This is a genomic window from Microbacterium sp. LWH10-1.2 (assembly GCF_038397765.1).
In the GTDB taxonomy this organism is placed as follows: domain Bacteria; phylum Actinomycetota; class Actinomycetes; order Actinomycetales; family Microbacteriaceae; genus Microbacterium; species Microbacterium natoriense.
In genome coordinates this window covers 4,043,834-4,070,088 of record NZ_CP151638.1, presented here as the reverse complement: position 1 = coordinate 4,070,088, position 26,255 = coordinate 4,043,834, and the positions used below count along the sequence as shown (strand labels likewise).

Genomic DNA, 26,255 nt, shown 5'->3' with positions numbered 1-26,255 from the left:
CCCGGACGATACCTGCGAGGCGCTCTCAGGTTGGGAGTGCGCCGGGGCCGCGACGGTGCCAGGCTGGATGCGTGAAGACGCTGCTGCTCGCCCGCCACGCGAAGTCCGACTGGGGCGTACCCGGTCTGTCCGACCACGATCGTCCGCTGAACTCCCGCGGTCGCCGCGACGCGCCCGTCATGGCGCGGCGGCTGGTCGACGAGGGCATCCTGCTCGACCGCGTCGTGTCGAGCAGCGCCGTGCGCGCACGGAGCACCGCCGCAGAGTACGCCGCGGCCTGCGGACTCGGCATCATCGAGGAGCCGCTGCTGTACGCGGCATCCGTCCGCTCGATCCTCGCGATCGCGTCCGCGCTGCCCGAGGAGAGCAGCGTCGCGATGCTCGTCGGGCACAACCCCGGCATGAGCGACGCGGTCGCGGAGCTCACGGGCGACGGGGCGGAGCTTCCGACGTGCGCCGTCGCGGAGTGCGCCGTCGACGTCGACACGTGGGCCGAGCTCGTCGAGGGCTCAGGTCGCCTGCTGCGCCTGCGCACCCCTCGCGACGGCGACTAGCCCCGCCGTCCCCGCGCCACGACGCCCCGCGAGTGCACGGGATCCCGCCGAACGCACGGGACGTTCACGTCGAAAGGCCGTGCACTCGTCGACATCACGGGAAGTCGACGCGCAAGAACGCCCGCGCCCGTCACGCGCCGATGTGGCGCACGAGCTCCGCGACGAAGACCTCGGGCTCGTCGAGATGCGGGGCGTGACCGGCATCCGCCAGCGCCACCTCGCGGTAGACGCCGCCCGCACTCGCGTACCGGTCGAGCACGGCCCTGGTCTGCGTGATCATGGGCTGCGGCGGGGCGATGTCGACGCCGGGCCAGCCCGGGATCACCCCGAGCAGGCCGAGCTGGTTGAGGTCGAAGAACGAGGCGTCCGAGACGATCGCGTCCTTGTCGCCGTGAATCCACAGGATCGGCGGCTTCACCGCGAGGTCGACGATGCCCGACGCGTCGAAGTGCTGCGGCGCCATCGTGTTGAGCACGCCGCGGGTGCCGGCGGCGAAGCCGGGCCAGTTCTCGGATGCCGCGGCATCTCCGGGGTAGTTGTCGACGCCCGTCCTCGTGGTGAGCATCGAGGCGACCCAGGCGTCTTCGTGGGCCTCCTGCTGCTCGGGCTTCGCGACGTACGCGGTGCGGTAGACCGTGCGCGGCGAGGTCTGCTCGTCTGCGCTCGTGTCGCCCGCCTCCAGCCGGGCCACGAAGTCGGGGTTGGCGCCCCCGCCGCCGGTGCCGGCGCCGTCGGCGTCGTTGCGGATGCCGTCAGGACCGTGCGTGCCTCCGAAGCCGTAGGGCGACACCGGAGCCTCCAGGGTGAGCGACAGCACGCGCTCAGGGGCGTCCAGCGCGGCCTGCATCACGACGCCGCCGCCCATGCTCCAGCCGACGAGATGCACGGCGTCGAGCCCGAGGGCGTCGAGCACCGAGAGCACGTCGTCGGAGAAGTCCCGCAGCCCACGGGTCGCATCGACCGGCTTCGTCTCGCTGTCGCCGAACCCGCGCAGGTCGATCGCCAGGGCGCGCACCCCGTCGGGGAGGGCGAGCATGGTCGGCTGGTAGAACGCGGCCGACGACACGTTGCCGTGCACGAAGACGACCGCCGGCCCCTCGCCCGGCCGCTCGAGAACGTTCGCGACGTAGCGCGGGGTCTTGACGCGGTGGGCCGTGATGCCCTCGAATGCAGTGCTCATGTCGACTCCTTCGTCGGTGGTCTTCGGCTCAGGCGGATCGCGTGGCCAGGGCGGATGCCGCGACGCGGGAGGCCCCGCGGTCGGCGAACAGGATCGTGTAGTGGTTCACGTCGTCGATCTCGACGACCTCCAGCTGGGGCACGAGAGAATGGAAGCCCTCGAGAGCGCCGGGGGCGTACAGCGGTTCGGCATCGGTCAGACCGCGCGGAGCCCGCAGCACCGTGACCGGCATCCGCAGCGATCGGAGCGCCTCGACGTACCACGTGGGTCCGTAGAGCTCCGCGCCGTCCTCGATCATGGCCGCGGCCACGGTCGATGCACGGGTGCCGTCGAGGTCGTAGCGCGCGTAGTCCTCCACGATGTCGGACCAGTCGCGCGAGAAGGCCGGATGCTGTCGCCAGAACCCGAGGTAGGCGTCGGCATCGGCGAAGTCCATCTCCAGCCGTCGCGCGGCAGGACCGAGGAGCGCGGCGATGTCGAGGTCGTCGGCGCTCTCCGCACCGGACGGGAGCGCGAGCGGGAACCCTCCGTCGACCAGCACGAGCCGCTCGACGAGGTCGGGGCGCTGCGCGGCGAGCATCACGACGACGAACGCCCCCATGGAATGCCCGAGGACGATCCGCTGCTCGCCGCCGTCGGCGTCGAGCAGGTCGGCGAGGTCCTCGGCGTGCCGGCGGAGGCCGTAGGGCCCTGGCAGTCGGTTGCTGCGTCCGCGCCCTCGCAGGTCGGGAGCGAGGAGGGTGTGCTCGTCGAGGTGCGCCGCGACGGCTCCCCAGGAGCGGCCGTTCGCGGTGATGCCGTGCACGGCCAGCATCGCCCGCTCGTCGGTCGTGCGCCCGTACGACGTGGTCGCGAGTCCGCTCATCGCGCGCTCCATCCGCCGTCCATCACGTACGACGAACCGGTGACCGACGTCGACGTCGCACCGCACAGCCACAGTGCGAGGTCGGCGACCTCGTCGGGCTCCAGCAGGCGCTTGATCGCGGACTCGACGAGCATCACCTTCTCGATGACCTCGGACTCGGGGATGCCGTGCGCCCTGGCCTGGTCGGCGATCTGCGTCTCGACGAGCGGGGTGCGCACGTAGCCGGGGTTGATGCAGTTGCTGGTCACCCCGTGCTCCGCCCCCTCGAGGGCGGTGACCTTGGACAGCCCCTCCAGCGCATGCTTCGCCGTGACGTACGCCGACTTGAACGCGGAGGCTCGGATGCCGTGCACCGAGCTGATGTTGACGATGCGGCCCCAGCCGCGCTCGTACATGCCGGGGAGCACAGCGCGGGTGAGGAGGAAGGGCGCGGTGACCATGATGTCGAGCATCCGGCGGAACGTCGCCGGATCGAAGTCCACGATCGGGGCGACGGTCTGGATGCCGGCGTTGTTGACGAGGATGTCGGCGTCGAACGACCGCGCTGCGAGTCCGTCGAGGTCGCCGAGGTCGAGCGCGAGCGGCTCTCCCCCGATCTCCGCGGCGACCGCTGCGGCGCCCTCGGCATCCCGGTCGACGACGATCACCCGGGCTCCCGCCGCCGCCAGGGCCGTCGCGCACGCGGCACCGATCCCGCTCGCAGCCCCCGTCACGAGCGCGGTCCTCCCGCCCAGAACGGTGCCGTGCGCGGTCCCCAGCTTCTTCGTCACATGTGCAGAGTAGTTCAGTGCCGTCGGCCAGCGAATGTGCAAAACTGCACAGATGATGGCGCATTTCCCTGCACCGCCGCTGAGCGCTGACGACCTCCTCGTGCTCCTCGCCGTCGCGCGCAGCGGGCGGTTCACCACCGCCGGTCAGCGCCTCGGACTCAACCACACCACGATCGCCCGCCGCATCGCCGCACTCGAGGCGCAGCTGGGCGGCCGCGTGCTCTCGCGCGACGGCGGCAGCTGGGAGGTCACGCCGCTCGGGACCCGCGCGCTCGCTGCGGCCGAGGCCGTGGAGCAGGCGCTGGGCGGGCTCGACGACGGCGGCGGTGATCGCATCGAGGGCCTCATCCGCCTCTCGGCGACCGACGGCTTCAGCGGCTTCGTCGCAGCCCCGGCGATGGCGGCGCTGCAGCAGCGCCATCCGGGCATCGCCCTGGAGATCGTCACGGGCACCCGACAGGCCTCGCAGCAGCGCGGCGCCGCCGACCTGGAGGTCGTGGTCGGGCGACCCCAGGTGCACAGAGCCAAGGCCGTGCACCTCGCCGACTACGCGCTCGGCCTCTACGCGAGCAGGGACTTCCTCCGCCGGCATCCGACCCCCGCCTCCCCCGATGACCTCGTCGGTCAGCCGCTCGTGTACTTCATCGAGTCGATGCTGCACGTCGACTCGCTCGACGACGCCCGCCGCGTGGTGCCCGGGATGACGGATGCCGTCGCCAGCACCAACGTGTACGTGCACGTCGATGCGACCAGGGGCGGTGCCGGGTTCGGGCTGCTGCCGGTCTTCCTGGCCGATCAGCACGACGATCTCGTGCGCGTGCTGCCGGAGCGGATCGAGCAGCGCCTGCCCTATTGGCTCGTCACACGGCCCGACGCCCTGCAGCAGCGCTCCGTCGCCGCCTTCCTGGAGGCCCTGCACGAGCGCCTCGACGACGTGAGGGGCGTGCTGGTCGGCGAGGCCTGACCCAGCTCCCGCGGCCCGGGGCCCGGGGGCCGGTCAGGCGGGGAGCATGCGGCGGATGCTGGCGGCGCAGGCGGCGAGCGCCGCGTCCAAGGGGAAGTGACCAGCGGCGCAGAGGGTGCCGAGTCCGTGCACGAGGCCCCAGATGCCGAGGACGTCTTCGGCATCCGCGAGGCCGGCGGCGATGGATGCCGCCCCGAGGAGCTGTTCGAGCTCGACGATCAGCGGGCCCATCGTCGCGCTGGGCTCCCCCGGGATGCAGACGGTCGGATCGTAGACGACGTCGAAGCCGTGCGGATGCTCCACCGCGAAGCGCAGGTAGGCAGAGCCCCCGGCGATCAGCGCCGCGACCGGATCCGGAGCACCGGCGACGGCGGAACGGACGGAGTCGACGAGTTCGGCCATGCTGCGCTCGGCGAGTACCTTCAGCAGCCCTCGCCGGTCGGCGAAGTGGTGGTACGGCGCGTTGTGGCTCACGTCCGCGGCACGGGCGACCTCGCGGAGGCTGATCTCCTGCGCCGGCTTCTCGGCGAGCAGCTGCATCGCGGCACTCTCCAGCGCATGAGCGAGATCCCCGTGGTGATAACCCGACCGAGAACTTGACACGAGCAACATCCTCTCCTATCTTGACACTGTCCAGCAAGTTGACACTGTCCAGATAGGAGACGCGATGTCCACCGCACTCGTGATCGACGGCCACCCCGACGCCCGATCCCTCACGGCCGAACTCGCCCGCCGCTACGCCGCCGCCCACGGAGACGCCCGCGTGCTCGCGCTGCGCGACCTCGACTTCGACCCGTCGCTGCGCTACGGATACAGGGAGCGCATGACCCTCGAGCCCGATCTCGTCGACGCCAAGCAGGCACTGCACGCGGCGGAGACGATCGTGGTGTTCACCCCGCTGTGGTGGGGATCGGTCCCCGCGATCCTCAAGGGCTTCTTCGACCGCGCGCTGCTGCCCCAGCAGGAGTACCGCTACACGCGGCTCGGCCTGCCGGAGGGGCTGCTCGACGCCTCGTCCGGGCGACTGTTCCTCCTCGCGGACACCCCGTGGTACCTCGCACCGTTCACCGGGCTCCCCGCGCAGACCCACGTCGCCCGCGGCACGATGCGGTTCTGCGGCATCCGCTCGGTGCGGACGCACCGGATGCTCGGGGTCAAGGACGCGACACCCGCCCGCATCTCCGCCTGGCTCGACCAGGCCTCAGCCCTCGGCCGCCGCGACGGCGCCCGCACTGCGGCGCGGGCCCAGGGCACGGTCCCGGCGATGACGCCACCCGAACTGGCCGAGAGCACGGCATCCTGACGTCGACACGACGCGCAGAGGGTCACAACTCCTCACAGTTCCGCCGTGCGAGCGCAGAACGGGCCGGATCCGCGAGGATCCGGCCCGTTCTTGAGGAGTTGTGAACCTCTCACCGGCGGGTCGACGAGGCCGGCGCCGAGTTCACGCGAACTCGCCGATCGCACGGCATCCTGACGCACACGACCCGTGCACTCGCCGACTGCATGCGAAGTCGGCACACCTGGGAGGGATGCCGCGTGGCTCAGGCCATCGCGGCCGACGCGGCTTCGTCCTCCGTGGTCGCGACGAGCTGACCGCAGGCGCCGTCGATCTCCTTGCCGCGGGTGTCGCGGAGGGTCGTCGGGATGCCGGCGTCGTTGAGTCGCCGCACGAACTCGTTCTGCACCGAGGGCTCGGACGACGTCCAGATCGAACCGGGCGTCGGGTTCAGCGGGATCGGGTTGACGTGCACCCAGCCGCGACCGCGCTCGTTGAGCTTGTCTGCGAGCAGGTCGGCACGCCACGCGTGGTCGTTCATGTCCTTGATGAGCGCGTACTCGATCGAGACGCGACGACCGGTCTTGGCGTAGTACTCGTACGCGGCGTCGAGCGCCTCGTCGACCTTCCAGCGGGAGTTCACCGGGATGAGCTCGTCGCGCAGGTGGTCGTCGGGCGCGTGCAGCGAGAGCGCGAACGTCACAGGGATGCCCTCGTCGGCGAGCTTCTTGATCGCCGGGACGAGGCCGACCGTCGAGACCGTGATGCCGCGAGCACTCATGCCCAGGCCGTCGGGCTGCGGCGCGACCATGATGCGCACGGCGTCCATCACCCGCTTGTAGTTCGCGAGCGGCTCCCCCATGCCCATGAAGACGATGTTCGAGACGCGCTCCATCGAGTGGTCGTCGGCCTTCTTGCCGCCGAGGCCGCCCTCGGCGATCAGACGGTTGGCGCGCACGATCTGCTCGATGATCTCGGCGGTCGACATGTTGCGCGTGAGTCCGGCCTGACCGGTGGCGCAGAACGGGCAGTTCATGCCGCATCCGGCCTGGCTCGACACGCACAGCGTGATGCGGCCCGGGTAGCGCATGAGCACCGACTCGACGAGCGCGCCGTCGTGCAGGCGCCACAGGAACTTGATCGTGTCGCCGCGGTCGGTCTCCAGGCGGCGCACCTCGGTGAGCAGCGGCGGCAGCATGCCCGCGACGAGGTCGCCGCGGATGCCGGCGGGCAGGTCGGTCATCTGCTCGGCATCCGAGGTGTAGTGGCGGAAGTAGTGGGTCGCCAGCTGCTTCGCGCGGAAACCGGGGAGCCCCAGCTCCTTGACCTTCTCGACGCGCTCCTCGGGCGTGAGGTCGGCGAGGTGCACAGGCGGCTTGCCGCGCTTGGGGCTCGCGAACTGCAGCAGCGGACGCCCCTCGGCATCCTTCTGCTGGGTCCATCCCTCGGTCGCGGGGCGCACCTGCGGAGCCTTCGTCTCTCGGATGCCTCCCTGCGGGGACGCGGATGCCGGTCGCGTCTGGCGCGTGCGGGGAGTATCGGTCATGGACTCAAGGGTACGCGGTGGCGGGTGGGAAGGCCCTGGGGCCGCGAGACTCGCCTGCATAGACTGAGCCCGTGGACTCCATCATCGTCGTCATCGTCGTCGCGGCCGTCGTCGTGGTGGGCATCGTCATCGTCGCCGCTGCCCTGCGCGGCATGCGCCCGAAGGAGCCGGAGGCGCAGGTGTACCGCCCCTCGCCGACCACGGCGCGCACGGCCCCCGCGACCTCGTCGATGAGTCCGACGTCGGGCCTCACTCCGCAGGTCGTGGCGGACATCGACCGGCTCGTCGCGTCCGACCAGAAGATCCAGGCGATCAAGCTCTACCGCCAGAGCACCGGCGTCGGCCTGAAGGAGGCGAAGGACCGCATCGACCACTGGTCGATCAGCACCACCGCGCCGCACGCCGCCGCCGTCTCGCACGCGAACGCGGCCCGCACCTCGATCACGCCGTCGTCGATCCGCGCCTCTCTGCCCGCGTCGGTCGCGGCGGACATCGACAGGCTCCTCGCCGAGGGCGCGAAGATCACCGCGATCAAGGCTCTCCGCGAGCACACCGGGGTCGGCCTCAAGGAGGCCAAGGACGCGATCGAGGCGTGGACTCCCGGACGGTAACACCGTCAGCTTCATTTGGTATACCAGAAGCATGAGAACCGGACGGATGCTGCAGGCGTTCACGATCGCCGCGGTGACACTCCTCGGCGCGACGGCGTGCACGGCATCCGCTCCGCCGTCCACGACGCACGCCGAAGGATCCGCCATGACCGCCGCCACCCACGACCTCCTCGCCGCCGCCTCCGAGGGGGATGCCGACGCCGTGCAGGCCGCCCTCGATGCGGGAGCCGAGATCGAGGCCCGCGGCGACGGCGGCATGACCGCGCTCGTCGCGGCGACCAAGAAGAACCACGTGGAGGCCGCCCGTGCGCTCATCGACGCCGGCGCCGACGTGAACGCCGCAGACGACATCCAGGACTCGGCCTACCTCTACGCCGGCGCCCGCGGACACGACGAGATCCTGCAGCTGACCCTGGAGAACGGCGCCGACCTGGGCAGCACCAACCGCTTCGGCGGCACGGCGCTCATCCCCGCGTCCGAGCGCGGGCTGCTCCGCACCGTCGAGATCCTGCTCGACGCGGGGGTCGACCCGAACCACGTCAACGACCTGAACTGGACGGCACTGCACGAGGCGATCGTGCTCGGCGACGGCTCTGCGCGCTACGCCGAAGTCGTGCGGGCGCTCATCGACGGCGGCGCCGACGTGTCGATCCGCGACGGCGACGGCGTGCTCCCCCGCGACCTCGCCGCCTCCCGCGGCTACGACGCGATCGTCGCCGAGATCGACCGGTGACCGACCTCAGCGCGTGGGCCTGGGCCGCGCTCGGTCTCGCCGCGGTCATCACCGGCCTCTCGAAGGCGGCGATCCCCGGCGGCTCCACCCTGGCCGTCGTGCTGTTCGCCGCAGTGCTGCCCGCACGCACCTCCACGGCGGCGATGCTGCTGCTCTTCATCGTCGGCGACGTCTTCGCGCTGATCGCCTACCGCCGGCACGCGCACTGGCCGACGCTGCTGCGCCTCGCCCCCGCGGTGATCGCCGGTCTCCTCGTCGGCTTCGCGTTCCTCGCGCTGGCCGGCGACGGCCTCGTGCGCAGGGCCGTCGGAGTGATCCTGCTGGTCATGATCGCGATCACGCTGTGGCGCCGTCGGCGGGAGGACCGCCGGGATGCCGTCGCCGCCCCGCGCAGCGGCATCCTGCTCTCATCGACCTACGGCGCGCTCGGCGGCTTCACGACGATGGTCGCGAACGCGGGCGGCCCGGTGATGTCGATGTATTTCCTGGCCACGCGCACCCAGGTGCAGGTGTTCCTCGGCACCTCCGCGTGGTTCTTCGCGATCGTGAACCTCGTGAAAGTGCCGTTCCTCGCGGGTCTCGGACTCTTCACGCCATCCGTGCTGCTGATGGACCTGATCCTCGCGCCGCTGGTCGTGGTCGGCGCGCTGGTCGGACTCCGCATCGCGCGGCGCATTCCGCAGGCGCTGTTCGACCGCCTCGTGATCCTCCTGACGGTCGTCGGCTCCGTGTACCTGCTGTTCTAGCGCGCCCGCTCGAGCACGCGCCTCGCACGCCCCCGCACGCCCGGCACGCGCCGCGCACTCGCACGCCCCGCACGCGCGAGCACTGAGGGGCCACATACGGTCGAGTTCAGCGGCCTGCATCCAACCTTTCCTGACCCCTCAGCACCAGAAACGCGCGTCCGCGCCCGCACGCACTCGAGCGCGAGGCTCAGAGGAAGATGTCGGGGAAGAGACGGTCGTCCGGGGTGCCCGGGACCGCGGCGTATCCCGAGAAGTCGGTGATGCCCTCCGCCTCCAGCACGTCTTCGACCACGAGCGTCTGTCCGGTGTACTCGGCCGCGGGCTTGAGCAGCACCGCGTACGCGGCATCCGCGTAGATGTCGGCCGTGCGGCTGGCGGCCATGACCTTGTCGCCGCCGAGCAGGTTCTGCACCGCGGCGGTGGCGATGGTCGTGCGCGGCCACAGCGTGTTCGCAGCGATGCCGTCGCGGGCGAACTCCGCGGCCAGTCCGAGCGTGACCATCGTCATGCCGAACTTCGCGAGCGTGTAGCCGGTGTGCGCGCCGAGCCACTTGGGCGTCGGGTTCAGGGGCGGCGAGAGGGAGAGGATGTGGGGGTTCGCGGCGTCCTTCAGGACGGGCACCGCCGCACGGGACAGCATGAACGTTCCGCGCACGTTGACGTCCTGCATGAGGTCGTACTTCTTGGCGCTCAGGTCGAGCGAGCGCGACAGGTCGATGACGCTGGCGTTGTTGATGACGATGTCGATGCCGCCGAACTCGCCCTGCGTCTTCAGCACCGCCTCGGTGATGTCGTCGTCGTCGCGCACGTCGCCGACGATCGGCAGCGCCTGGCCGCCCGCGGCGCGGATCTGCTCCGCCGCCGTGTGCACGGTGCCCTCGAGCTTCGGGTGCGGGGTGTCGGTCTTCGCGAGCATCGCGATGTTCGCGCCGTCCGCCGCGGCCTTCAGCGCGATGGCGAGCCCGATGCCGCGGCTGCCGCCCGACATCAGGATGGTCTTTCCTGCCAGTGTGCTCATGTCTCTCCTCGATTCCTGATTCCGGTCGCAGACCCGGTCGAGGTTCCGGAGGAACGTCGACCGGTTTGGCGACCGGCACAGCTCTTCTGGGGGTGTTTACTTCGGCGCCATCCGGATCGCGCCGTCGAGGCGGATCGTCTCGCCGTTGAGGTAGCCGTTCTCGATGATCTGCTGCGCGAGGGCGGCGTACTCGTCGGGGCGACCCAGCCGCGAGGGGAACGGCACCTGCTGGCCGAGCGAGTCCTGCGCGGCCTGCGGCAGGCCCATCAGCATGGGGGTCTCCATGATCCCGGGGGCGATGGTGCAGACGCGGATGCCGTAGCGGGCGAGCTCGCGGGCGACCGGGATGGTCATCGCGTGGACGCCGCCCTTCGACGCCGAGTAGGCGGGCTGGCCGATCTGGCCGTCGAACGCGGCGACGCTCGCGGTGTTGATGATGACGCCGCGGTCTCCGGACTCGGTGGGCTCGTTCTTCGCGATGACCGCGGATGCCTGCGACAGCACGTTGAACGTGCCGACGAGGTTGATGCGGACGACCCGTTCGAAGTCGGCGAGGACGGCGGGGTTGCCCTCGCGGTCGAGCACCTTGGCCGGCGGAGCGATGCCCGCGCAGTTCACGACGATGCGCAGCGGCGCAGCGGCCTGCGCGGCGGCGACAGCGGCCTGCACCTCCTCGGCGCTCGTGACGTCGGCCGCGACGAACAGCCCGCCGAGCTCCTCCGCCAGCTCCGCGCCCTTCGAGGAGGCGAGGTCGACGATGGTGACGTGGGCGCCGGCCGCGGCGAGACGCCGTGCCGTCGCGAGGCCGAGACCCGAGGCTCCGCCCGTGATGAGCGCGCCCTGTCCGGTGATCTGCATCTGGAGTTCTCCTTCGAACGTCGTTGCAACCGCTGGTGATACGCGGTCTCAGTGTACGTGACTCGTAGTGTCACGGCATCCGTCGTCGGCGTCCTTGCCGAAGCGACCGTGGGTGGTGTGTGCTGGACGCATGGAACTGCGTCGCAAGCGAGCCTACGACACCGCCTCGGCCGACGACGGCTTCCGCGTGCTCGTCGATCGGCTGTGGCCCCGAGGCGTCTCGAAGGAGCGCGCCGCCGTCGACCTGTGGGCGAAGGACGCCGCGCCGAGTCCCGACCTCCGCCGCGACTGGCACGCGGCTCCCGACGACGAGTGGGACGTCTACGCCGACCGGTACCGCGCGCAGCTCGCGCACGAGTCGGCGGAGGCGCTGCGCGAGCTCGCCGCCGCTCTGCGCCCGCATCCGGTCGTCACCCTCGTGTACGCGGCGCACGACCCGGTGCACAACCACGCCGTCGTGCTCGAGGAGGCGCTGCGGGCGCAGGGCAAGATGGATGCGTGAGCATCCCCTCCCTCGATCTCCCCGTGCCCGCACGGGTCCGCGAGCTCGCGGGCGGCGCAGGTCTCGAACCGGTGTGGGTGAACGGCATCGGCGGGCTGACCTTCCGCACCGACGACGGCCGCTACATCAAGTGGGGACCGCACGACGCCGAGGCGAACATGCGGGACGAGGCCGAGCGGATGCGCTGGGCACGCCGGTGGATCACCGTCCCCGAGGTGATCGAGCAGGGGCAGGATGCCGAGCACGAGTGGCTCGTCACGGTGGCGCTCGATGCACGCAGCGCCGTGGATCCCCGCTGGCATGACGATCCGGAACGGGCCGTGCGCGCGGTCGGCGAGGGCCTCCGGATGCTGCACGAGAGCCTTCCCGTCGACGAGTGCCCGTGGGAGTGGAGCGTCGCAGGTCGCATCAGCGGCGCCGCCGCGCGCGGTGTGATCGTGCCGGAGAAGCTGCGGACGCCCCCTCCGGTCGACAGGCTCGTGGTGTGCCACGGCGACGCCTGCATGCCCAACACGCTGCTCGACGATGCGGGCCGCCCCGTCGCGCACGTCGACCTCGCCGCGATCGGAGTCGCCGACCGGTGGGCGGACATCGCCGTCGCCGCGATGAGCACGAAGTGGAACGCCGGCCCGGGCTGGACCGACACCCTCGTTGAGGCGTACGGCGTGGAGCCCGACCGGGAACGGCTCGCCTACTACCGGCGGCTGTGGAACAGGACCTGAGTCACGACGCCCCGCCCGCGCCGATGACGAAGTTCCAGGACCCGGTCGCGACGGCGGCGGCGATCGCGACGAGCGGGATCACCGCACACGCGAGCAGGAGCGCGGTGTCGCGTCGAGTCCACACCGATTCCCGTGCCCACGACCGCGGACCCGTTCCCCCGAATCCCCTGGCCTCCATCGCCGTGGCGAGCGAGGAGCCGCGGCGGATCGCGAGCACGAACAGCGCGAACGCCATGCCGAGGGTGCGGCGGATACGACCCTGATCGGCGACGCCTCGCGCCCTCCTGGCGAGCGCGAGAGCCCGCCAGTCGTCGGCGAGGAGTCCGAGCATCCGCATTCCGGCGAGGGCTCCGACGACGAAGCGCGCGGGCAGCCGGAGCCGCTGCGCCAGATCGTCGGCGAGGTCGGTGGGATCGACCGTGACGAAGAGCACCACGGAGGGCAGGCCGATCGCCAGCACGCGCACCGCGGTGGCGGCGGCGAGCGCGAGCGATCCGTCGCTCACCCTCATCAGCAGCCACTCGAAGTGCACCTCGCCGCTCTGCGCTCCGTACAGGGCGATCGTGACCGCGCTCAGCGGCGCCGCGATCCAGAGCACCGCGGTGCGGGTCCAGAACTCGCGTGCGCCGAGGCCGGCGAGCAGCAGCAGCGGGATCTCCAGGACCAGGGCGACGGATGCCGACACCACGTCGATCGAGAGGATGAGCGGAACCGCGATGAGCAGCGCCGCGGCGAGCTTGGCGAGCGCCGAGCGCGGAGCGATGGGACCGCGGCGCTCGATGCGGGCGGTGAGCGGGTCGATCATGCGCCCACCTCGAGCCTGCGGGCGTGCAGAGCGCGCAGCACGGCCTCATCGTGGCTGATCGCGACGATCGCGGCGCCGTCGTCTCTCAGGCCGGCGATGATCGCGACGAGCTCGGCCCAGGTCGTGGCGTCCTGCCCGAACGTCGGCTCGTCGAGCACGATCATCTGCGGGCGAGTGGCGAGAGCGGCGGCCACCGTGAGACGACGCTTCTCCCCACCCGACAGCGTGTACGGGTTCGCCTCGGCGAGCGCGGTCAGCCGCAGACGCTCCAGCAGCTCGTCGGCACGTCGGGTGATCTCCGCCTCGTCCAGCCGCAGAGCGCGGGGGCCCACGGCGAGCTCCTCCCGAACGGTCTTCGCGAGGAGTTGGTGCTCGGGGGTCTGCAGCACCGTCGCGATGCGGGTGAGCAGCGCGCGGGACGTCCAGCGGAAGGGGTCGTCTCCCGACCCCGACGACAGCGCCGCCGAGGCGACGACCCGCCCGCTCTCCGCCGGGATGAGACCCGCGAGCGTGAGCCCGAAGGTCGACTTGCCCGCCCCGTTGGGGCCGGTGATGCCGATCGCCTCCCCCGCGTGCACGTCGAGGTCGAAGGGACCGGCGACCGGGATGCCGCGGCTGCGCGCCACAGTCAGGGCGTGCGCCCGCAGCAGGAGCTCACCCGGTCCGTGCGCCGGCGGAGGGGGAACGGCCGGCGGATGACCGGGCACCCAGACCCCGGAGGCGGCGAGATCGGCGCCGCGCGCGCCGAGCACCTCGTCGGGAGTCCCGTCTGCCAGGACGACGGTGCCTTCGGGCTCCGCGCCGAGCACGATGACCCGGTCGACCAGGGGCAGCCACACGTCGATGCGGTGCTCGATCACGACGAGGGTCGCCCCGGTCGCGTCGAGGGCGGCGGCGACCGCATCCCGCACATCCCGCACCCCCTCGGGGTCGAGGTTGGCGGTCGGCTCGTCGAGCAGGATCGCTCCGGGGCGCATGGCGATCACGCCTGCCAGCGCCAGCCGCTGCTTCTGCCCTCCCGAGAGCGCCGCTGTCGAGCGGTCGAGGGGCACGTCGAGCTCGACGGCATCCATCGCCTCGCGCACCCGCGGCCAGATCTCCTCGCGGGGCACGCCGAGGTTCTCGCATCCGAAGGCGATGTCGTCGCCGACCCTGGCGAGCATGGTCTGCGTGTCGGGGTCCTGCAGCACCATCCCGACGCGGCCCCGGCTCTCCGTCGCGGGAACGCCGTCGACGAGGAGCGCTCCGTGCGTCTCCCCCTCGTCGGCGCCGCCGAGCACGCCACCGAAGCCCTGCAGCAGCGTGGACTTGCCCGAGCCGGAGGCGCCGAGCAGAAGCACCCGCTCCCCCGGCTCGATTCGCAGTTCGACCTCGCGCACGGCCCAGCGCAGCCGGGTGGCGTAGCGCCATCCCCAGCCGCGCGCATCGAGCGCGGCTGGGTTCACCCGGGCGATCACACTCGTGCGGTGACCTCGCGGCCGGCCGCGAACCGGCTCAGGGCGCCGGTGGCGGCGAGTCCGCGGGCGATCAGCCAGGCGCCGAGCCCGGCGATCACCGCACCGGAGATGGTCGTCGAGGAGATGTAGACGGCGGTGAAGAGCGTGTCGGCACCAGGGAACCAGAGGATGCGGTCGTTGATGCCGCACGCGAGCCCCGCGCCGGCGCCGGCCAGCATCGCGACGGGCAGACGCCAGACGCCGTACAGGAACACGAGGAAGATCAGCTCGGCGCCGATGCCCTGCACGAGTCCGGAGACGATGGTCAGCGGCCCCCACGCGTTGCCGATCAGCGCCGAGATGATCGCGGCGACCAGCTCGGTGTAGAGCGCGGCGCCGGGCTTGCGGACGATCAGCCCGCCGAGGACGCCGGCGATCAGCCACGGACCGGCGAGCAGTCCCTGGACGCCGGGGAGCAGCGCCTCGAGGGCCCCGCTCGGGGTCACGTATCCGACGTTCCACAGCAGGAAGATCGCCGCGCAGGCGACGGCGACGACGCTGGCCACGACGATGTCGACGACGCGCCACCGCCAGAGCTGGGCGTTGCGCAGGCCTGTGGCCGTGGATGCCGCTTCGGTGCTCGACCGGTGCGTGGACGTACTCATCTGAACTCCTCCCTGCGCCGGCATGATCCGGATCAGGTTCGACGGTCGAAGCGCGATTCGCTCCCTCTCAGCCCGGCTCGCCGGACTCCCGTGGTTGTGCTCTCGATCATACCCAGTGCCGACACTCCGCGCTCCCCTGTTGCGGCACCGCGGTTCTCACGGGAGAGTTCGGTACCGTAAGCAGGTGACCGCTCCTGACTCCGCCGAGGCCACCGCTCCCCTGGGCGATGCCCCGATCGACGCCGCCGCAGACGCGGACACGTCGGCCATCGACGCGGAGCTCGACCGGGTCCCAGCGATCCCGGATGCCGCGGCTCACGACTCCGAACTGGAGCAGCTGGTCGCGGACGCAGAGGCCCCCGCCGCTCAGTGGGCGAGCGAGGGCGGAGCGGCGACCGCGCTCACCTGGGTGGATGCGGCATCCGTCGCCGACCACTCTCCGACGGCGACGCTCGACGGCGATCAGGTGCGCGAACCAGGGGCCGCGCTCTGGACGGGCGCCCGGCTGCGCCCCGCCGCGGCGGGTCCAGGCGTGCTCGTGCCGATCGGCATCCTCGCCGCACTGGCCGCCTCCTACGCGGGCACGACCCTGCTGTGGCCGCTGCACGAGGTCGCGCCGACCGTGAAGACGGCGGAGTTCCAGGCGACGGCCGCTCCGGCAGCGGCCATCACGTGGCCGACGCAGGGCAGCGCGGCGGTCGGCATCCAGGGCATCGGAACGGTCGCCTCGTCGCCGGATCCGGCCGTCATCGCCAGCATCACCAAGGTGGTCAGCGTGCTCATGGTGCTGGATCAGATGCCGCTCGCCGTCGGCGAGCAGGGCCCGTCCTTCTCGTTCACCAAGGCCGACAGTCAGTCGTATCTCGCGTACAAGCGCAGCGACCAGTCGGCGCTCGACGTGCCCGTCGGGGGTTCCCTGACGGAGTTCCAGATGCTGCAGGGCATCCTGCTCGGCTCGGCGAACAACTACATCGACCGCCTCGCGAAGGAGATCTGGGGCTCGGACAAGGCCTTCGCTGATGCCGCGGCGACCTGGCTCAGAGATCGCGGCATCCAGGGCATCACGATCCTCTCGCCCTCCGGATTCGACGAGCGCAACACGGCGACCCCCGAGGCGCTGATCGCCGTGGCGGAGCGGGCGATGCAGAACCCCGTGTTCGCAGGGATCGTCGGCACGCCCTCGGTCGAGTTGCCGGGCGCCGGACTCGTGAAGAACACGAACGGGATGCTGTCGGACTCCGGTGTGGTCGGCATCAAGACCGGCACCCTTCACGAGAGCTGGAATCTGCTCACCGCGAAGGACGTGGTCGTCGACGGCACGACCGTGCATCTCTACGCCTCGGTGCTCACGCAGGCCGATGACGACATGCGTCTCGCGTCGACGCGATCCCTGTTCTCGCAGGTCGAGGACGCGCTACAGGCCGAGACCCCCGCGGTGGCGAAGGGAACCGTCGTCGGAGAGGTGGACACCCTGTGGGGTGCGTCCACCGAGATCGTGACGGATGCCGACGCCGAGGTCGTGCTGTGGGACGCCGCCGCGGCGGAGGCGACGCCCGAGTTCGACCTGGGCGAGAAGAGCAAGGCGGGCGCCGAGGTCGGCACGTTGACCGTCGCCGGCCCCCTCGACACGGCGACGACGACGCTCACTCTGAAGAAGAAGCTCGAGGGGCCCAGTGCCTGGTGGCGTCTCACCCACCCCCTGGAGCTCTTCGGTCTGACCTCCGACAAGCGCTAGTCGGAGCCAGGCACACAGGCCCAGGGCGCACGGCCCCAGGGCACGCGAAAGCCCCGCCCCGAGTGACCGGGGCGGGGCTTTCGCGGTGAGCTCAGGCCCTGTTGTCGCCGGAGTCCGATCGCTCGATGAGCGACTCCGCCGAGGCGACCTCCGCTGCCGGACTCTGCGCGCCGACCGAGGCGCCGACGCGCGCGGCATCCGCCTCGGCCTCGGCGTCGCCGGTGACGACCACGGGGGTCGTTCCGGTGAGCGCCGCCTCGGCGTCGATGTCGGCCGCGGCCTGCTCGAACTGCGACTGGTACAGACGCCAGTAGGCGCCCTGCGCGGCAATGAGCTCGTCGTGCGTGCCCTTCTCCACGATGTCGCCGTGCTCCATCACGAGGATGAGGTCGGCGTCACGGATGGTCGACAGGCGGTGCGCGATGACGAAGGACGTGCGTCCTTCTCGGAGCGCCGCCATCGCGTGCTGCAGCAGCAGCTCGGTGCGGGTGTCGACCGCCGACGTCGCCTCATCGAGGATGAGGATCGACGGCTGCGCGACGAACGCCCTGGCGATGGTGATGAGCTGGCGCTCGCCGGCCGAGACGTTCGACGCGTCCTCATCGAGGACCGTGTCGTAGCCCTCGGGGAGAGCGTGCACGAACCGGTCGACGTATGTCGCCTTCGCGGCGGCGAGCACCTCGTCGTCGGCCGCCGTGGAGCGGCCGTAGCGGATGTTCTCGCGGATGCTCCCGGCGAACAGCCACGGATCCTGCAGCACCATTCCGGTGCGCGAGCGCAGGTCGTCGCGGGTCATGTCCGCGATGTCCTGCCCGTCGAGCAGGATGCGTCCGCCGCTGAGCTCGTAGAACCGCATGATCAGGTTGACCAGCGTGGTCTTTCCCGCGCCGGTCGGGCCGACGATCGCGACGGTCTGCCCTGGCTCGACCTGGAACGACAGGTCGGTGATGAGCGGACGGTCCTCCGAGTAGGAGAACGCGACGTTCTCGAACTCGATGACGCCCTTGCCGTCGACGACCGTGGGGGCGTCGGCGGCATCCGGCTCCTGCTCGTCTTCGTCGAGCAGCTGGAAGACGCGCTCCGCGGATGCGGTTCCCGACTGCACGACCGCCGCCATGCCGCCGAGCTCTGCCAGCGGCTGGGAGAACTGCTGCGAGTACTGGATGAACGCCTGCACGTCGCCGAGGCGCAGCTGGCCGTTGGCGACCATGAGGCCGCCCAGCACCGCGAGGGCGGCGTAGCTGAGGCTGCCGACGAAGGTCATCGCGGGCATGATGATGCCCGAGAGGAACTGCGCCTTGAACGCCGACTGGAACAGCTCCTCGTTCTCGACCTGGAACTTGTCGAGAGCATCCTGCTCGCGTCCGAAGACCTTGACCAGCGCGTGGCCGGAGAAGGCCTCCTCGACGCGGGCGTTCAGGCGTCCGACCTTGCGCCACTGCTGACCGAAGGCCTTCTGCGAACGCGGACCGATGACGCCGAAGATGACACCCATCAGCGGGAGCGCGATCAGGGCGACGAGCGCGAGCTGCCACGAGATCGAGAACATCATGATCAGCACACCGACCACCGTGAGCACCGAGGTGAGGGCACCGGACAGCGACTGCTGCATGGTCTGCGTGATGTTGTCGATGTCGTTCGTGACCCGCGAGATCAGCTCACCGCGCTGCACCTTGTCGAAGTACGACAGGGGCAGACGGTTGATCTTCGCCTCGACGTCTTCGCGCAGGCGCCACATGGTGCGCACCATGATGACGTTGATGACGTAGCCCTGGATCCAGCTGAGGAGTGCGGCGAGAACGTAGATCGCCAGCACCGCGAGGATGATCCAGCGCATTGCCTCGAAGTCGATGCCGTCGCCGACCTTGAAGTCGCGCATCGCGGCGACCTGGTTGGCGAAGTCGTCCTGGCCGAACTGGCGCAGCTGCTCCACGACCTCGCTCTTCGGTGTCCCGACGGGGAACCCGGGGAACGTGTCGGTCTTGCGTCCCAGTTCGTTGGAGAAGAAGCCCGCGTAGACGAGGTTGGTCGCCTCGGCGAGGACCTTCGGGGCCGCCACGGAGAGGAAGACGCCGATGGCGCCGAGAACCGACACGAACACGAACCAGACGGCGGAGGGCTTGAGGAGCCCGATCATCCGCTTGAAGCTCGGTCCGAAGTTGTCGGCCTTGCCGGGCGCGACGCTGTCCCAGTCCCCCGAGTTCTGACGGGCCTGCTCGGCGAGCTCGGCCTCGTACTTCTCCTCCTCGGTGAGCTCGGGCTCGACGGTCGCGGCGGCCTTGGCCGCCGCCATGCGCTCCCGACGGCTCTGCGGCTTCTCGGGAGTCGACGGGTTCTGCGCGCTCATGCGTCCACCCCCAGCTGCGACTCGACGATCTCGCGGTACGTGTCGTTGGTCTCGAGCAGCTCCTCGTGGGTGCCCACGCCGACCATGGTTCCTCCTTCAAGGACGACGATGCGATCGGCATCCGTGATCGTCGAGACGCGCTGCGCGACGACGATCTTCGTGACGTGCGGGAGCTCCCGCCACAGCGCCTGTCTCAGGCGGGCGTCTGTGGTGAGATCGAGCGCCGAGAACGAGTCGTCGAAGACGAGGATCTGCGGCTGGTGCACGATCGCACGTGCGATGGCGAGACGCTGGCGCTGACCGCCCGAGACGTTCGTGCCGCCCTGGGCGATGCGCGAGTTCAGCCCATCGGGCATCTCCTCCACGAAGTCGCGCCCCTGTGCGATCTCCAGCGCATGCCAGAGTTCTTCATCGGTCGCGTCCTCACGGCCGTAGCGAAGGTTCGACGCCACGGTGCCCGTGAAGAGGAACGGGCGCTGGGGCACCAGGCCGATGCTCTGCCACAGCGCGTCGACGTCGGCTTCACGCACGTCGGTCCCGCCCACGAAGGCGGCGCCTCCGGTGACGTCGAAGAGCCGAGGAATCAGGGAGACGAGCGTCGTCTTGCCCGCACCGGTGGATCCGACGATCGCGACGGTCTCCCCCGGTTCCGCGGCGAAGCTGATGCCGTGCAGGACAGGCGACTCCGCACCGGGGTAGGTGAACTCGACGGCGTCGAAGGCCACGGCTCCGGGGACGGGGAAGTCGCTGACGCCGTGCTCGGGGCGCGTCATGCTCGACGTCGAGTCGAGGACCTCGCCGACGCGCTCGGCCGAGACGGCGGCGCGCGGGATCATCATCGCCATGAAGCTCGACATGATGACGCCCATCATGATCTGGCCGATGTACTGCATGAACGCGAAGAGCGTGCCGATCTCGACGGTGCCCGAGTTGACCTCGATGCCGCCGAACCAGATCACCGCGACGACCGTGACGTTGAGCACGAGCATGAACAGCGGGAACAGGAGCACGAAGAGGGAGCCGATCTTGCGGCCGACCACCATGATGTCGGTGTTCGCGCCGCGGAAGCGCTCTTCTTCGATCTCCTCGCGCACGAAGGCGCGCACGACGCGGACGCCGGTGAGCTGCTCGCGCATGATGCGGTTGACGTTGTCGATCTTCTTCTGCATGCTCCGGAACAGCGGCACCATGCGGCTGATGATCAGGAGGGCGATGATCAGCATGACCGGGACGGAGACGGCGATCAGCCAGCTGAGGCTGGCGTTCGTCACGACGGCCATGATGATGCCGCCGATGGCGAGCAGAGGCGCGGTGACGAACATCGTCGCGCCCATCATGGCGAGCATCTGGACCTGCTGCACGTCGTTCGTGTTGCGGGTGATGAGCGAACCGGCGCCGAACTGCGACACCTCGCGCTCGGAGAATCCGCTCACCTTGGCGAAGACGTCGGCGCGGATGTCACGGCCGGCCCCCATGGCGGCCCTGGCGGCGAAGTAGGTCGCGATGACCGACGCGACGATCTGGCCGAGCGACACGACGAGCATGAACAGGCCGGTGCGCCAGATGTACGCGGTATCGCCCTGCGCGACGCCCTGGTCGATGAGGTCCTTGTTCAGGTTCGGCAGGTACAGCGACGCGAGGGCGCTGGCGAACTGGAACACCAGGACGCCGACGAGCAGCCATCGATATCGGGAGAGATAGCGGACGAGGATTTTTCCCAGCACAGGCGGACTTCCTTGAGGGGTTGGAACAGCGGATTTCTCGGCTGGCGGATGCCGACCGACAATCAGCCGCATCACAGATTGTCACGTGCCACGGACATTCGCATCCCCCTGAGGGGGGACCTTCGCTCACAGCGAACCTTATTTCGCTGCGGTCTGCGGTTTGTGCACTCGGGAGAACAACGCGCACACCGACACGCACCCCCATCGGCCTTCATCGTCGAGCGAACAAGTTGTATCCGCACAGAGATACAACTTGTGATAGAAAGATGACACAAATGAGGAAGAGGAGGCGACGTGTCCGAACGTGACATCACCCCGGGCGATCTGATCGGCTACGCGATAACGCAGCCATGGGCCACACTCACCATCGGCGCTGTCGTAGCGCTCGTCGCCTTCGCCTTCTCCATGCCCCGTGCCGCACGCCCGGCATCCGCCTACGATGACGCCGCGAACGCCCGCTACGCGCCGGAACGGCGCACAATCGGAGCGACCGCGGTCGCTGTCGTCGCCCTCTTCCTCGCCGATCATTTCGTACGCGGCTACGCGCTGAACATGAACGGCGCGATCGCCTGGTGGCGCTACGCGGCTCCCCTGTTCGTCGCCTTCCTCGGCACCGCGGCGCTGCTCGCCTTCATCTGCACGACGGGGAGCGGAGCGCCGCAGCATCCGGTCGTCGGCGCGGCCCGGCGCACCTGGCTGACGTTCGCGCCGAGGGCGAGAGCAGTGGCAGCAGGCGTCGTGGTCCTGCTACTGGCGGCGACCGCCGTGCTCGCGGGACTGCTCTCCTCGGTGGACGTCTACGGCAACTACACGTATCTGGAGATTCCGATCCCGAACGCGCCGTCGGTCGATCCGATCCGGCATTGGTTCTTCGGCTGGGCATACGGGGGTCCGGTGCTCGTCGCGCTCGTCGCACTCGTCGCGATGGCGGTCGCGTGCCTGCATGCGAACGCGGCGAGGCCGTTCATGCGCCCCGAGACCGTCGTCGCGGAGCAGAACGCGCGGCGCGGCATCGCCTCCGGCATCGTGCACGTCGCGACGGCATCGGCCCTCCTCTCTCTCGCCGGAGCGTGGCGTCTCATCGCCGATGCCGGGGCGACGACACGACTCTCCATCGAGGGCGATGGGCGGCTGGAGGTGTACGAGATCCTGTGGCGGGGTTCCGAGATCGCAACGGTTCTCGGCTGGCTCGCACCGGCGGCGGAGGTCGTCGCGTTCGCGCTCCTCCTTCTGGCGACTCGGCATCTTCGGAATGCGAGGATCGCCGACACGGCACCGGATGCCGCGGTAGCGGTCGCATCGTGAGCACGCAACCGACCACGGTGTCCGCAGAGGACATCCACCGGCAGCTGCGCGGACTGATCCTCGCGGGCCGGCTGGGCGCGGGCGAACGACTACCGACGGTTCGCCAGACCGCGCGTGACCTTGGGGTCGCCCCCGGCACGGCTGCCAGAGCATACAAGATGCTCGAGGTCGAGGGCCTCGTCGTGACCCGCACGGCCGCCGGTACCCGTGTCGCGGCATCCGCCGCCCTTCTCCCGACGCCCGTGCTCCGCCAAGTGCGCGCGTTGATCGCCACCGCCGAGGAGCACGGCGCCGCCCCGGACGACGTCGCAGGCGTGCTCCGTGCGGTCTGGCAGGAGCGTCTTGTCACGTCCGCCACGGAGGAGTCCGGGATGCGAAAGGACTGACTGGCGCTCGCGACCGTCGCGACGCAGCTCTCGCCACTCCGACGATCGGGGCGACTGCATCGCCGCCACCTGAAGGCGCGGCCAGACTCAGAACAGGGGGTGCTCCGGCACGTACGCCCGCGCGTCGGCTCCGGCATCCGGTGCCAGTTCGGCGATGGTCGGCGGGTTCCACTTCGGGTTGCGGTCCTTGTCGACCAGCTGCGCGCGGATGCCCTCCACGAGGTCGGGGTGCTCGTTCACGAACCACAGCACCCTGCGGTACTCGCCCTCCAGCGCCGCGCGCAGACCAGGAAGGTCCCTGGCCTCGCGGACCGCATCGAGCGTGACGGCGAGACCGGTCGGGGCGAGGCCCTCCAGCAGGTCGGCGATCGCTGCGGCATCCGCAGTGCCCTGCGCCTTCAGACGCTCGACGATCTCGGCGACCGTCGGTGCGGAGAACGCCTCGTCGATCCACTCGCGCGATGCAGGCAGGACGGACGGCTCTGGCGTCTCGTCGAAGAGCAGCACGATCTCCGCCGGCCCGGTCGGATCGGCACGGTAGGCCAGGGCCTCGCGCAGCGCCTCCAGCCGGTCGGAGGGCACGAAGTGGTCGGCGAAGCCGAGGTAGATGGCATCCGCGGCGTTCATGGTGCCGCCGGTGAGGCCGAAGTACTCCCCGAAGCGGCCGGGGGCGCGCCCGAGCAGCCAGGTGCCGCCGACATCGGGAGTGAATCCGATGCGAGTCTCTGGCATCGCCAGGGTCGAGCGCTCGGTGACGATGCGGATCGCCGCGTGACCGGCGAGGCCGATGCCGCCGCCCATCGTGATGCCGTCGGCGATCGCCACGACCGGCTTGGGGTACTCGGCGATCATCGCGTTCAGGGCGTACTCGGCCCGGAAGAACTGCGCGGTCTCCTCCGCCCTCCCCGCGACGATCTGCGCGTGCAGCGCACGGACGTCCCCGCCGGCGCACAGGCCCCGCTCGCCTTCGCCGTCCAGGACGACGATCTGCACATCGGTGTCGTCGCGCCAGGCGTCGAGGGCCGCTGTCAGCTGCACGATCATGTCGTGGTCGAGGGCGTTGATCGCCTCAGGGCGGTTGAGTGTGAGCCGCCCGAGGGCTCCTTCGGTGCGGACGAGAACGCGCGGAGCAACGGTGGGATCGGTCACGAGAGCCAGGCTACTCCCGTTTCCGAGGCGGCCTTTTCACCGGGAAATGCGCGATCCTGCGGCTTTTCCGGCAGGATAGACAGAACTGCCCATGCAAGGAGAGGTCGCGGATGCCCGACGGACAGGTGCTCGAGTTCACGCGCGTCACGAAGCGTTTCAACGATGTGACGGCGGTGTCCGACTTCTCCGCTCGGGTCGAGCCCGGTGTCGTGACCGCTTTCCTCGGCCCGAACGGAGCCGGCAAGACGACCTCGCTGCGCATCCTGCTCGGCCAGGTGCGCCCGACCAGCGGTACGGCCACGATCGGCGGCGTGCCCTATGCAGACCTGCGCACCCCGTTGCGCACGATCGGCTCGGTGCTCGAGGAGACGGTCTACCGCCCTCGGCGCACGGCGGCCAGGCAGCTGACCATCGCCGCGAAGGCCAACGGCATCCCCCTCTCCCGTGTCGACGAGGTGCTCGCGCTCGTGGGCCTCGACGGTGAGGGCGAGGGCCGCATCGGCAGCTTCTCCCTTGGGATGCGGCAGCGCCTCAGCGTCGCGCACGCCCTGCTCGGCGACGCCGGAACCCTCGTCTTCGACGAGCCGGCCAACGGCCTCGACCCCGAGGGCATCCGCTGGATGCGCCTGCTGATGCGCCGTCTGGCCGATGAGGGGCGCACCGTCCTCGTCTCCTCGCACGTGCTGAGCGAGGTCGAGCAGGTCGCCGATCACGTGCTCGTGCTGTCGAAGGGCCGGCTGGTCCTGTCCAGCGGCATCGAGAGCCTCGCCGACCCCGCAGCCGGTTCGGTGGTGGTGGATGCCGCGGATCGCGCCGCGCTCACCTCCGCCCTCGCCGCCGCAGGGTTCGAGGTCGAGGTGCTGCGCTCGGGTCTCACCGTGCGCGGCGGAGACGCCAAGACCGTCGGATCGGTCGCAGCGGCCGCCGGCGTCGCGCTGAGCACCCTCGTGCAGCGAGGACCGACGCTGGAGGACGTGTTCATCGAGCTCGTGCGCGGAGGCAAGCTCGCGCCGCACGCCGAGGCCGTCGCCTCGCAGCTCGTGCTCCCCGAGGCGCCCGCGTCGGCCGCGGACGACGCCGCCGAGGAAGCCCCGGTCGAGGAAGCCTCCGTCGAGGAGACCCCCGTCGAGGAGGAGTCCACCGACGAAGCCCCCCTCGATGACGCGCCCGCCGCCGTGGACGTGCTGCCGCTGGAAGCCGAGTCCGTTCCCGGAGACCCGCTGGCCGCCGCCGTGCTGACCGCCGGCGCGGGAGCGGCGATCGCCGAGGCCCCCTCTGCGGAGGATGCGGCCGATGCCGCCTCCGACGCGGTAGACGCCGCAGCGGACGCCGAGGATGCCGCGGCAGATGTCGATCACGCGGCCGCTGAGCTCGGGTACGCCGCAGACGCAGCGGATGCCGAGGACACGGCCGATGCGGCCGACGACGCGACAGACGACGACGCTGACACCGGCTCCGCAGAGGCGGAGGGCGAGGTCGCCGAGTCGACCGAGACCGAAGAGGCACCCGCTGCAGACGTCGCCGGAGGACCCTCGTTCGACGAGATCCTGTTCGGCACCGCGTCGGCCGACACCGGCGAGACGGCCACCGAGCCGCACGATGCCGGTGAGGACGCCGAGCACTCCGGCCTCGAGGTCTTCGAGGGCCTCGACTCCTCGGAGGAGACGACCGCAGCATCCGAATCCGAGTCGTCCGAGTCCGAGTCCGAGTCCGAGTCCGAGTCCGAGTCATCCGACACCGAAGCAACGGAGTCCGAAGCGTCGGAGACGACGGGCGACGAAGCGTCGGAGACTGTGGGCGACACGGAATCCGAGGCGTCGGAAACCGCGAGCGAAGAGGATGCCGACCCTCGGGCGGCAGCCGTCTCGTCGATGCTCGCCGCCGCGGCTCGCGCCTACTACGAGGATGAGCCGAAGGACTACCCCTTCGCCGAGGCGCCCACGGGCGATGAGCACGCGCCGACCAGCGATGAGCAGGGCCAGGACGAGGGCGCGCACTGGGCGGTCGCCACGACCGGAGTGATCGACACCGTTCCTACCGCTGACGGCGGAGGCTCCGCCGAAGAGGCTGCGGATGACGCGGGCGACCCCGCCGAGGGCGACCAGGCCTCCGACCACCACGAGCACGAGGGTCACGAGCACGAAGGCGAGCACCACGAAGGCGAGCACCCCGAGGGCGAGCACCACGAAGGCGCGCACCACGAGCACCACGAGGGCGAGCACCACGAGCACCACGAGGGTGAGCACCACGAGGGCGAGACTCACGAGGACCACGAGGGCCAGAACCACGGCGAAGGCCACGGCGAGCACCACGACCATCATCACGGCTGAACGCCGCTGACACGACGAACCCCTC

Annotated in this window: 25 protein-coding genes and 1 riboswitch; of the genes, 12 read left to right on the top strand and 13 right to left on the bottom strand. The window is 70.5% G+C overall.

The genetic code is table 11. The features are described from left to right. The first annotated feature begins 71 nt into the window (after window positions 1-71). Entirely contained in the window at window positions 72-554 is a 483-nt protein-coding gene (locus tag MRBLWH10_RS19050) for a histidine phosphatase family protein (protein ID WP_341941145.1), read from the top strand. Window positions 555-684: 130 nt separating this feature from the next. On the opposite strand, the gene MRBLWH10_RS19045 is transcribed toward MRBLWH10_RS19050, so the two are convergent. The 3 genes from MRBLWH10_RS19045 to MRBLWH10_RS19035 are packed head-to-tail and all read right to left on the bottom strand — an operon-like array spanning window position 685 to window position 3,369. Beyond that, window positions 685-1,734: an alpha/beta fold hydrolase gene (locus tag MRBLWH10_RS19045; RefSeq protein ID WP_341941144.1), complete on the bottom strand. Its 1,050-nt coding sequence runs from the start codon at window positions 1,732-1,734 to the stop codon at window positions 685-687. A gap of 28 nt (window positions 1,735-1,762) precedes the next feature. Next, window positions 1,763-2,599, bottom strand: a complete 837-nt coding sequence (locus MRBLWH10_RS19040; RefSeq protein ID WP_341941143.1) for an alpha/beta hydrolase — start codon at window positions 2,597-2,599, stop codon at window positions 1,763-1,765. Continuing rightward, complete coding sequence (locus MRBLWH10_RS19035; protein ID WP_341941142.1) at window positions 2,596-3,369, bottom strand: 3-hydroxybutyrate dehydrogenase; 774 nt, start codon at window positions 3,367-3,369, stop codon at window positions 2,596-2,598. Before MRBLWH10_RS19035 ends, MRBLWH10_RS19040 begins: the two co-directional genes overlap by 4 nt. 52 nt (window positions 3,370-3,421) lie before the next feature. On the opposite strand from MRBLWH10_RS19035, the gene MRBLWH10_RS19030 reads away from it, so the two are divergent. Then, window positions 3,422-4,333 carry a LysR family transcriptional regulator gene (locus MRBLWH10_RS19030; protein WP_223585757.1) on the top strand — a complete coding sequence of 304 codons (912 nt, stop codon included), beginning with the start codon at window positions 3,422-3,424 and terminating at the stop codon, window positions 4,331-4,333. 33 nt (window positions 4,334-4,366) lie between these two features. Here MRBLWH10_RS19030 and MRBLWH10_RS19025 read toward each other — a convergent pair whose 3' ends face one another. After that, window positions 4,367-4,873: a TetR/AcrR family transcriptional regulator gene (locus MRBLWH10_RS19025; RefSeq protein WP_341941141.1), complete on the bottom strand. Its 507-nt coding sequence runs from the start codon at window positions 4,871-4,873 to the stop codon at window positions 4,367-4,369. Between the two features lie 127 nt (window positions 4,874-5,000). Here MRBLWH10_RS19025 and MRBLWH10_RS19020 point away from each other — a divergent pair, with 127 nt between their 5' ends. Further along, the gene (locus MRBLWH10_RS19020) at window positions 5,001-5,636 is read left to right on the top strand and encodes an NAD(P)H-dependent oxidoreductase (protein ID WP_341941140.1); all 636 of its coding nucleotides are present in this window, start codon (window positions 5,001-5,003) and stop codon (window positions 5,634-5,636) included. 241 nt (window positions 5,637-5,877) lie between these two features. Here the strand turns inward: MRBLWH10_RS19020 and rlmN are convergent, their stop codons facing one another. Continuing rightward, window positions 5,878-7,158 carry a 23S rRNA (adenine(2503)-C(2))-methyltransferase RlmN gene (gene rlmN, locus MRBLWH10_RS19015; protein WP_105674225.1) on the bottom strand — a complete coding sequence of 427 codons (1,281 nt, stop codon included), beginning with the start codon at window positions 7,156-7,158 and terminating at the stop codon, window positions 5,878-5,880. Window positions 7,159-7,229: 71 nt separating this feature from the next. On the opposite strand from rlmN, the gene MRBLWH10_RS19010 reads away from it, so the two are divergent. Genes MRBLWH10_RS19010 through MRBLWH10_RS19000 form a run of 3 tightly spaced genes read left to right on the top strand, consistent with a single transcriptional unit; the run spans window position 7,230 to window position 9,248 of the window. Further along, a complete protein-coding gene (locus tag MRBLWH10_RS19010; RefSeq protein WP_223585754.1) occupies window positions 7,230-7,769 on the top strand; it encodes a ribosomal protein L7/L12 in 540 nt (179 codons plus the stop codon). A 31-nt stretch (window positions 7,770-7,800) separates the two neighbouring features. Then, window positions 7,801-8,502 carry an ankyrin repeat domain-containing protein gene (locus MRBLWH10_RS19005; protein WP_223585753.1) on the top strand — a complete coding sequence of 234 codons (702 nt, stop codon included), beginning with the start codon at window positions 7,801-7,803 and terminating at the stop codon, window positions 8,500-8,502. Then, window positions 8,499-9,248, top strand: coding sequence for a sulfite exporter TauE/SafE family protein (locus tag MRBLWH10_RS19000; protein ID WP_341941139.1), 750 nt, complete (start codon window positions 8,499-8,501; stop codon window positions 9,246-9,248). Before MRBLWH10_RS19005 ends, MRBLWH10_RS19000 begins: the two co-directional genes overlap by 4 nt. Window positions 9,249-9,435: 187 nt before the next feature. Here MRBLWH10_RS19000 and MRBLWH10_RS18995 read toward each other — a convergent pair whose 3' ends face one another. Both MRBLWH10_RS18995 and MRBLWH10_RS18990 read right to left on the bottom strand, forming a co-directional pair. Beyond that, window positions 9,436-10,266, bottom strand: coding sequence for an NAD(P)-dependent oxidoreductase (locus MRBLWH10_RS18995; RefSeq protein ID WP_341941138.1), 831 nt, complete (start codon window positions 10,264-10,266; stop codon window positions 9,436-9,438). Between the two features lie 96 nt (window positions 10,267-10,362). Continuing rightward, window positions 10,363-11,124, bottom strand: coding sequence for an SDR family NAD(P)-dependent oxidoreductase (locus tag MRBLWH10_RS18990; RefSeq protein ID WP_341941137.1), 762 nt, complete (start codon window positions 11,122-11,124; stop codon window positions 10,363-10,365). Between the two features lie 130 nt (window positions 11,125-11,254). Here MRBLWH10_RS18990 and MRBLWH10_RS18985 point away from each other — a divergent pair, with 130 nt between their 5' ends. Next, the gene (locus MRBLWH10_RS18985) at window positions 11,255-11,626 is read left to right on the top strand and encodes a DUF488 family protein (protein WP_341941136.1); all 372 of its coding nucleotides are present in this window, start codon (window positions 11,255-11,257) and stop codon (window positions 11,624-11,626) included. Continuing rightward, a complete protein-coding gene (locus MRBLWH10_RS18980; protein WP_341941135.1) occupies window positions 11,623-12,348 on the top strand; it encodes an aminoglycoside 3'-phosphotransferase in 726 nt (241 codons plus the stop codon). The genes MRBLWH10_RS18985 and MRBLWH10_RS18980 overlap by 4 nt, the downstream gene beginning before the upstream one ends. 1 nt (window position 12,349) lies before the next feature. On the opposite strand, the gene MRBLWH10_RS18975 is transcribed toward MRBLWH10_RS18980, so the two are convergent. From MRBLWH10_RS18975 to MRBLWH10_RS18965, 3 genes are all read right to left on the bottom strand, one after another. Beyond that, a complete protein-coding gene (locus tag MRBLWH10_RS18975) occupies window positions 12,350-13,153 on the bottom strand; it encodes an energy-coupling factor transporter transmembrane component T (RefSeq protein WP_105674237.1) in 804 nt (267 codons plus the stop codon). Then, window positions 13,150-14,532 carry an ABC transporter ATP-binding protein gene (locus tag MRBLWH10_RS18970; RefSeq protein ID WP_341942611.1) on the bottom strand — a complete coding sequence of 461 codons (1,383 nt, stop codon included), beginning with the start codon at window positions 14,530-14,532 and terminating at the stop codon, window positions 13,150-13,152. Before MRBLWH10_RS18970 ends, MRBLWH10_RS18975 begins: the two co-directional genes overlap by 4 nt. A 74-nt stretch (window positions 14,533-14,606) precedes the next feature. After that, window positions 14,607-15,254, bottom strand: coding sequence for an ECF transporter S component (locus MRBLWH10_RS18965; protein WP_341941134.1), 648 nt, complete (start codon window positions 15,252-15,254; stop codon window positions 14,607-14,609). Beyond that, window positions 15,245-15,356: riboswitch (TPP riboswitch) on the bottom strand. It overlaps the preceding gene by 10 nt. An 82-nt stretch (window positions 15,357-15,438) precedes the next feature. On the opposite strand from MRBLWH10_RS18965, the gene MRBLWH10_RS18960 reads away from it, so the two are divergent. Further along, window positions 15,439-16,989 (top strand): D-alanyl-D-alanine carboxypeptidase, encoded by a 1,551-nt coding sequence (locus tag MRBLWH10_RS18960; RefSeq protein WP_341941133.1) that lies wholly within the window; start codon window positions 15,439-15,441, stop codon window positions 16,987-16,989. A 91-nt stretch (window positions 16,990-17,080) separates the two neighbouring features. On the opposite strand, the gene MRBLWH10_RS18955 is transcribed toward MRBLWH10_RS18960, so the two are convergent. Both MRBLWH10_RS18955 and MRBLWH10_RS18950 read right to left on the bottom strand, forming a co-directional pair. Continuing rightward, window positions 17,081-19,282, bottom strand: a complete 2,202-nt coding sequence (locus MRBLWH10_RS18955; protein ID WP_341942610.1) for an ABC transporter ATP-binding protein — start codon at window positions 19,280-19,282, stop codon at window positions 17,081-17,083. Window positions 19,283-19,332: 50 nt separating this feature from the next. Next, complete coding sequence (locus MRBLWH10_RS18950; protein WP_105674243.1) at window positions 19,333-21,060, bottom strand: ABC transporter ATP-binding protein; 1,728 nt, start codon at window positions 21,058-21,060, stop codon at window positions 19,333-19,335. A 294-nt stretch (window positions 21,061-21,354) separates the two neighbouring features. Between MRBLWH10_RS18950 and MRBLWH10_RS18945 the strand changes: the two genes are divergently transcribed. Both MRBLWH10_RS18945 and MRBLWH10_RS18940 read left to right on the top strand, forming a co-directional pair. Next, on the top strand, window positions 21,355-22,365 hold the full coding sequence (locus tag MRBLWH10_RS18945; RefSeq protein ID WP_341941132.1) for a hypothetical protein: 1,011 nt from the start codon (window positions 21,355-21,357) through the stop codon (window positions 22,363-22,365). After that, complete coding sequence (locus MRBLWH10_RS18940) at window positions 22,362-22,751, top strand: GntR family transcriptional regulator (RefSeq protein ID WP_341941131.1); 390 nt, start codon at window positions 22,362-22,364, stop codon at window positions 22,749-22,751. Before MRBLWH10_RS18945 ends, MRBLWH10_RS18940 begins: the two co-directional genes overlap by 4 nt. A gap of 87 nt (window positions 22,752-22,838) precedes the next feature. On the opposite strand, the gene MRBLWH10_RS18935 is transcribed toward MRBLWH10_RS18940, so the two are convergent. Beyond that, on the bottom strand, window positions 22,839-23,900 hold the full coding sequence (locus MRBLWH10_RS18935) for an enoyl-CoA hydratase/isomerase family protein (RefSeq protein WP_341941130.1): 1,062 nt from the start codon (window positions 23,898-23,900) through the stop codon (window positions 22,839-22,841). Window positions 23,901-24,010: 110 nt separating this feature from the next. Between MRBLWH10_RS18935 and MRBLWH10_RS18930 the strand changes: the two genes are divergently transcribed. Then, window positions 24,011-26,230 carry an ATP-binding cassette domain-containing protein gene (locus MRBLWH10_RS18930; RefSeq protein WP_341941129.1) on the top strand — a complete coding sequence of 740 codons (2,220 nt, stop codon included), beginning with the start codon at window positions 24,011-24,013 and terminating at the stop codon, window positions 26,228-26,230. Window positions 26,231-26,255 lie beyond the last annotated feature (25 nt).

Excerpts from the sequence above, each read along its gene's own strand:
- MRBLWH10_RS18975 (WP_105674237.1), bottom strand. The coding sequence starts at position 13,153 with ATGATCGACCCGCTCACCGCCCGCATCGAGCGCCGCGGTCCCATCGCT.
- MRBLWH10_RS19025 (WP_341941141.1), bottom strand. The coding sequence starts at position 4,873 with ATGCAGCTGCTCGCCGAGAAGCCGGCGCAGGAGATCAGCCTCCGCGAG.
- MRBLWH10_RS19045 (WP_341941144.1), bottom strand. The coding sequence starts at position 1,734 with ATGAGCACTGCATTCGAGGGCATCACGGCCCACCGCGTCAAGACCCCG.
- MRBLWH10_RS18995 (WP_341941138.1), bottom strand. The coding sequence starts at position 10,266 with ATGAGCACACTGGCAGGAAAGACCATCCTGATGTCGGGCGGCAGCCGC.
- MRBLWH10_RS19020 (WP_341941140.1), top strand. The coding sequence starts at position 5,001 with ATGTCCACCGCACTCGTGATCGACGGCCACCCCGACGCCCGATCCCTC.
- MRBLWH10_RS18965 (WP_341941134.1), bottom strand. The coding sequence starts at position 15,254 with ATGAGTACGTCCACGCACCGGTCGAGCACCGAAGCGGCATCCACGGCC.
- MRBLWH10_RS19005 (WP_223585753.1), top strand. The coding sequence starts at position 7,801 with ATGAGAACCGGACGGATGCTGCAGGCGTTCACGATCGCCGCGGTGACA.
- MRBLWH10_RS19040 (WP_341941143.1), bottom strand. The coding sequence starts at position 2,599 with ATGAGCGGACTCGCGACCACGTCGTACGGGCGCACGACCGACGAGCGG.
- MRBLWH10_RS18990 (WP_341941137.1), bottom strand. The coding sequence starts at position 11,124 with ATGCAGATCACCGGACAGGGCGCGCTCATCACGGGCGGAGCCTCGGGT.
- rlmN (WP_105674225.1), bottom strand. The coding sequence starts at position 7,158 with ATGACCGATACTCCCCGCACGCGCCAGACGCGACCGGCATCCGCGTCC.
- MRBLWH10_RS18930 (WP_341941129.1), top strand. The coding sequence starts at position 24,011 with ATGCCCGACGGACAGGTGCTCGAGTTCACGCGCGTCACGAAGCGTTTC.
- MRBLWH10_RS18955 (WP_341942610.1), bottom strand. The coding sequence starts at position 19,282 with ATGGCGGCGGCCAAGGCCGCCGCGACCGTCGAGCCCGAGCTCACCGAG.
- MRBLWH10_RS18985 (WP_341941136.1), top strand. The coding sequence starts at position 11,255 with ATGGAACTGCGTCGCAAGCGAGCCTACGACACCGCCTCGGCCGACGAC.
- MRBLWH10_RS19030 (WP_223585757.1), top strand. The coding sequence starts at position 3,422 with ATGATGGCGCATTTCCCTGCACCGCCGCTGAGCGCTGACGACCTCCTC.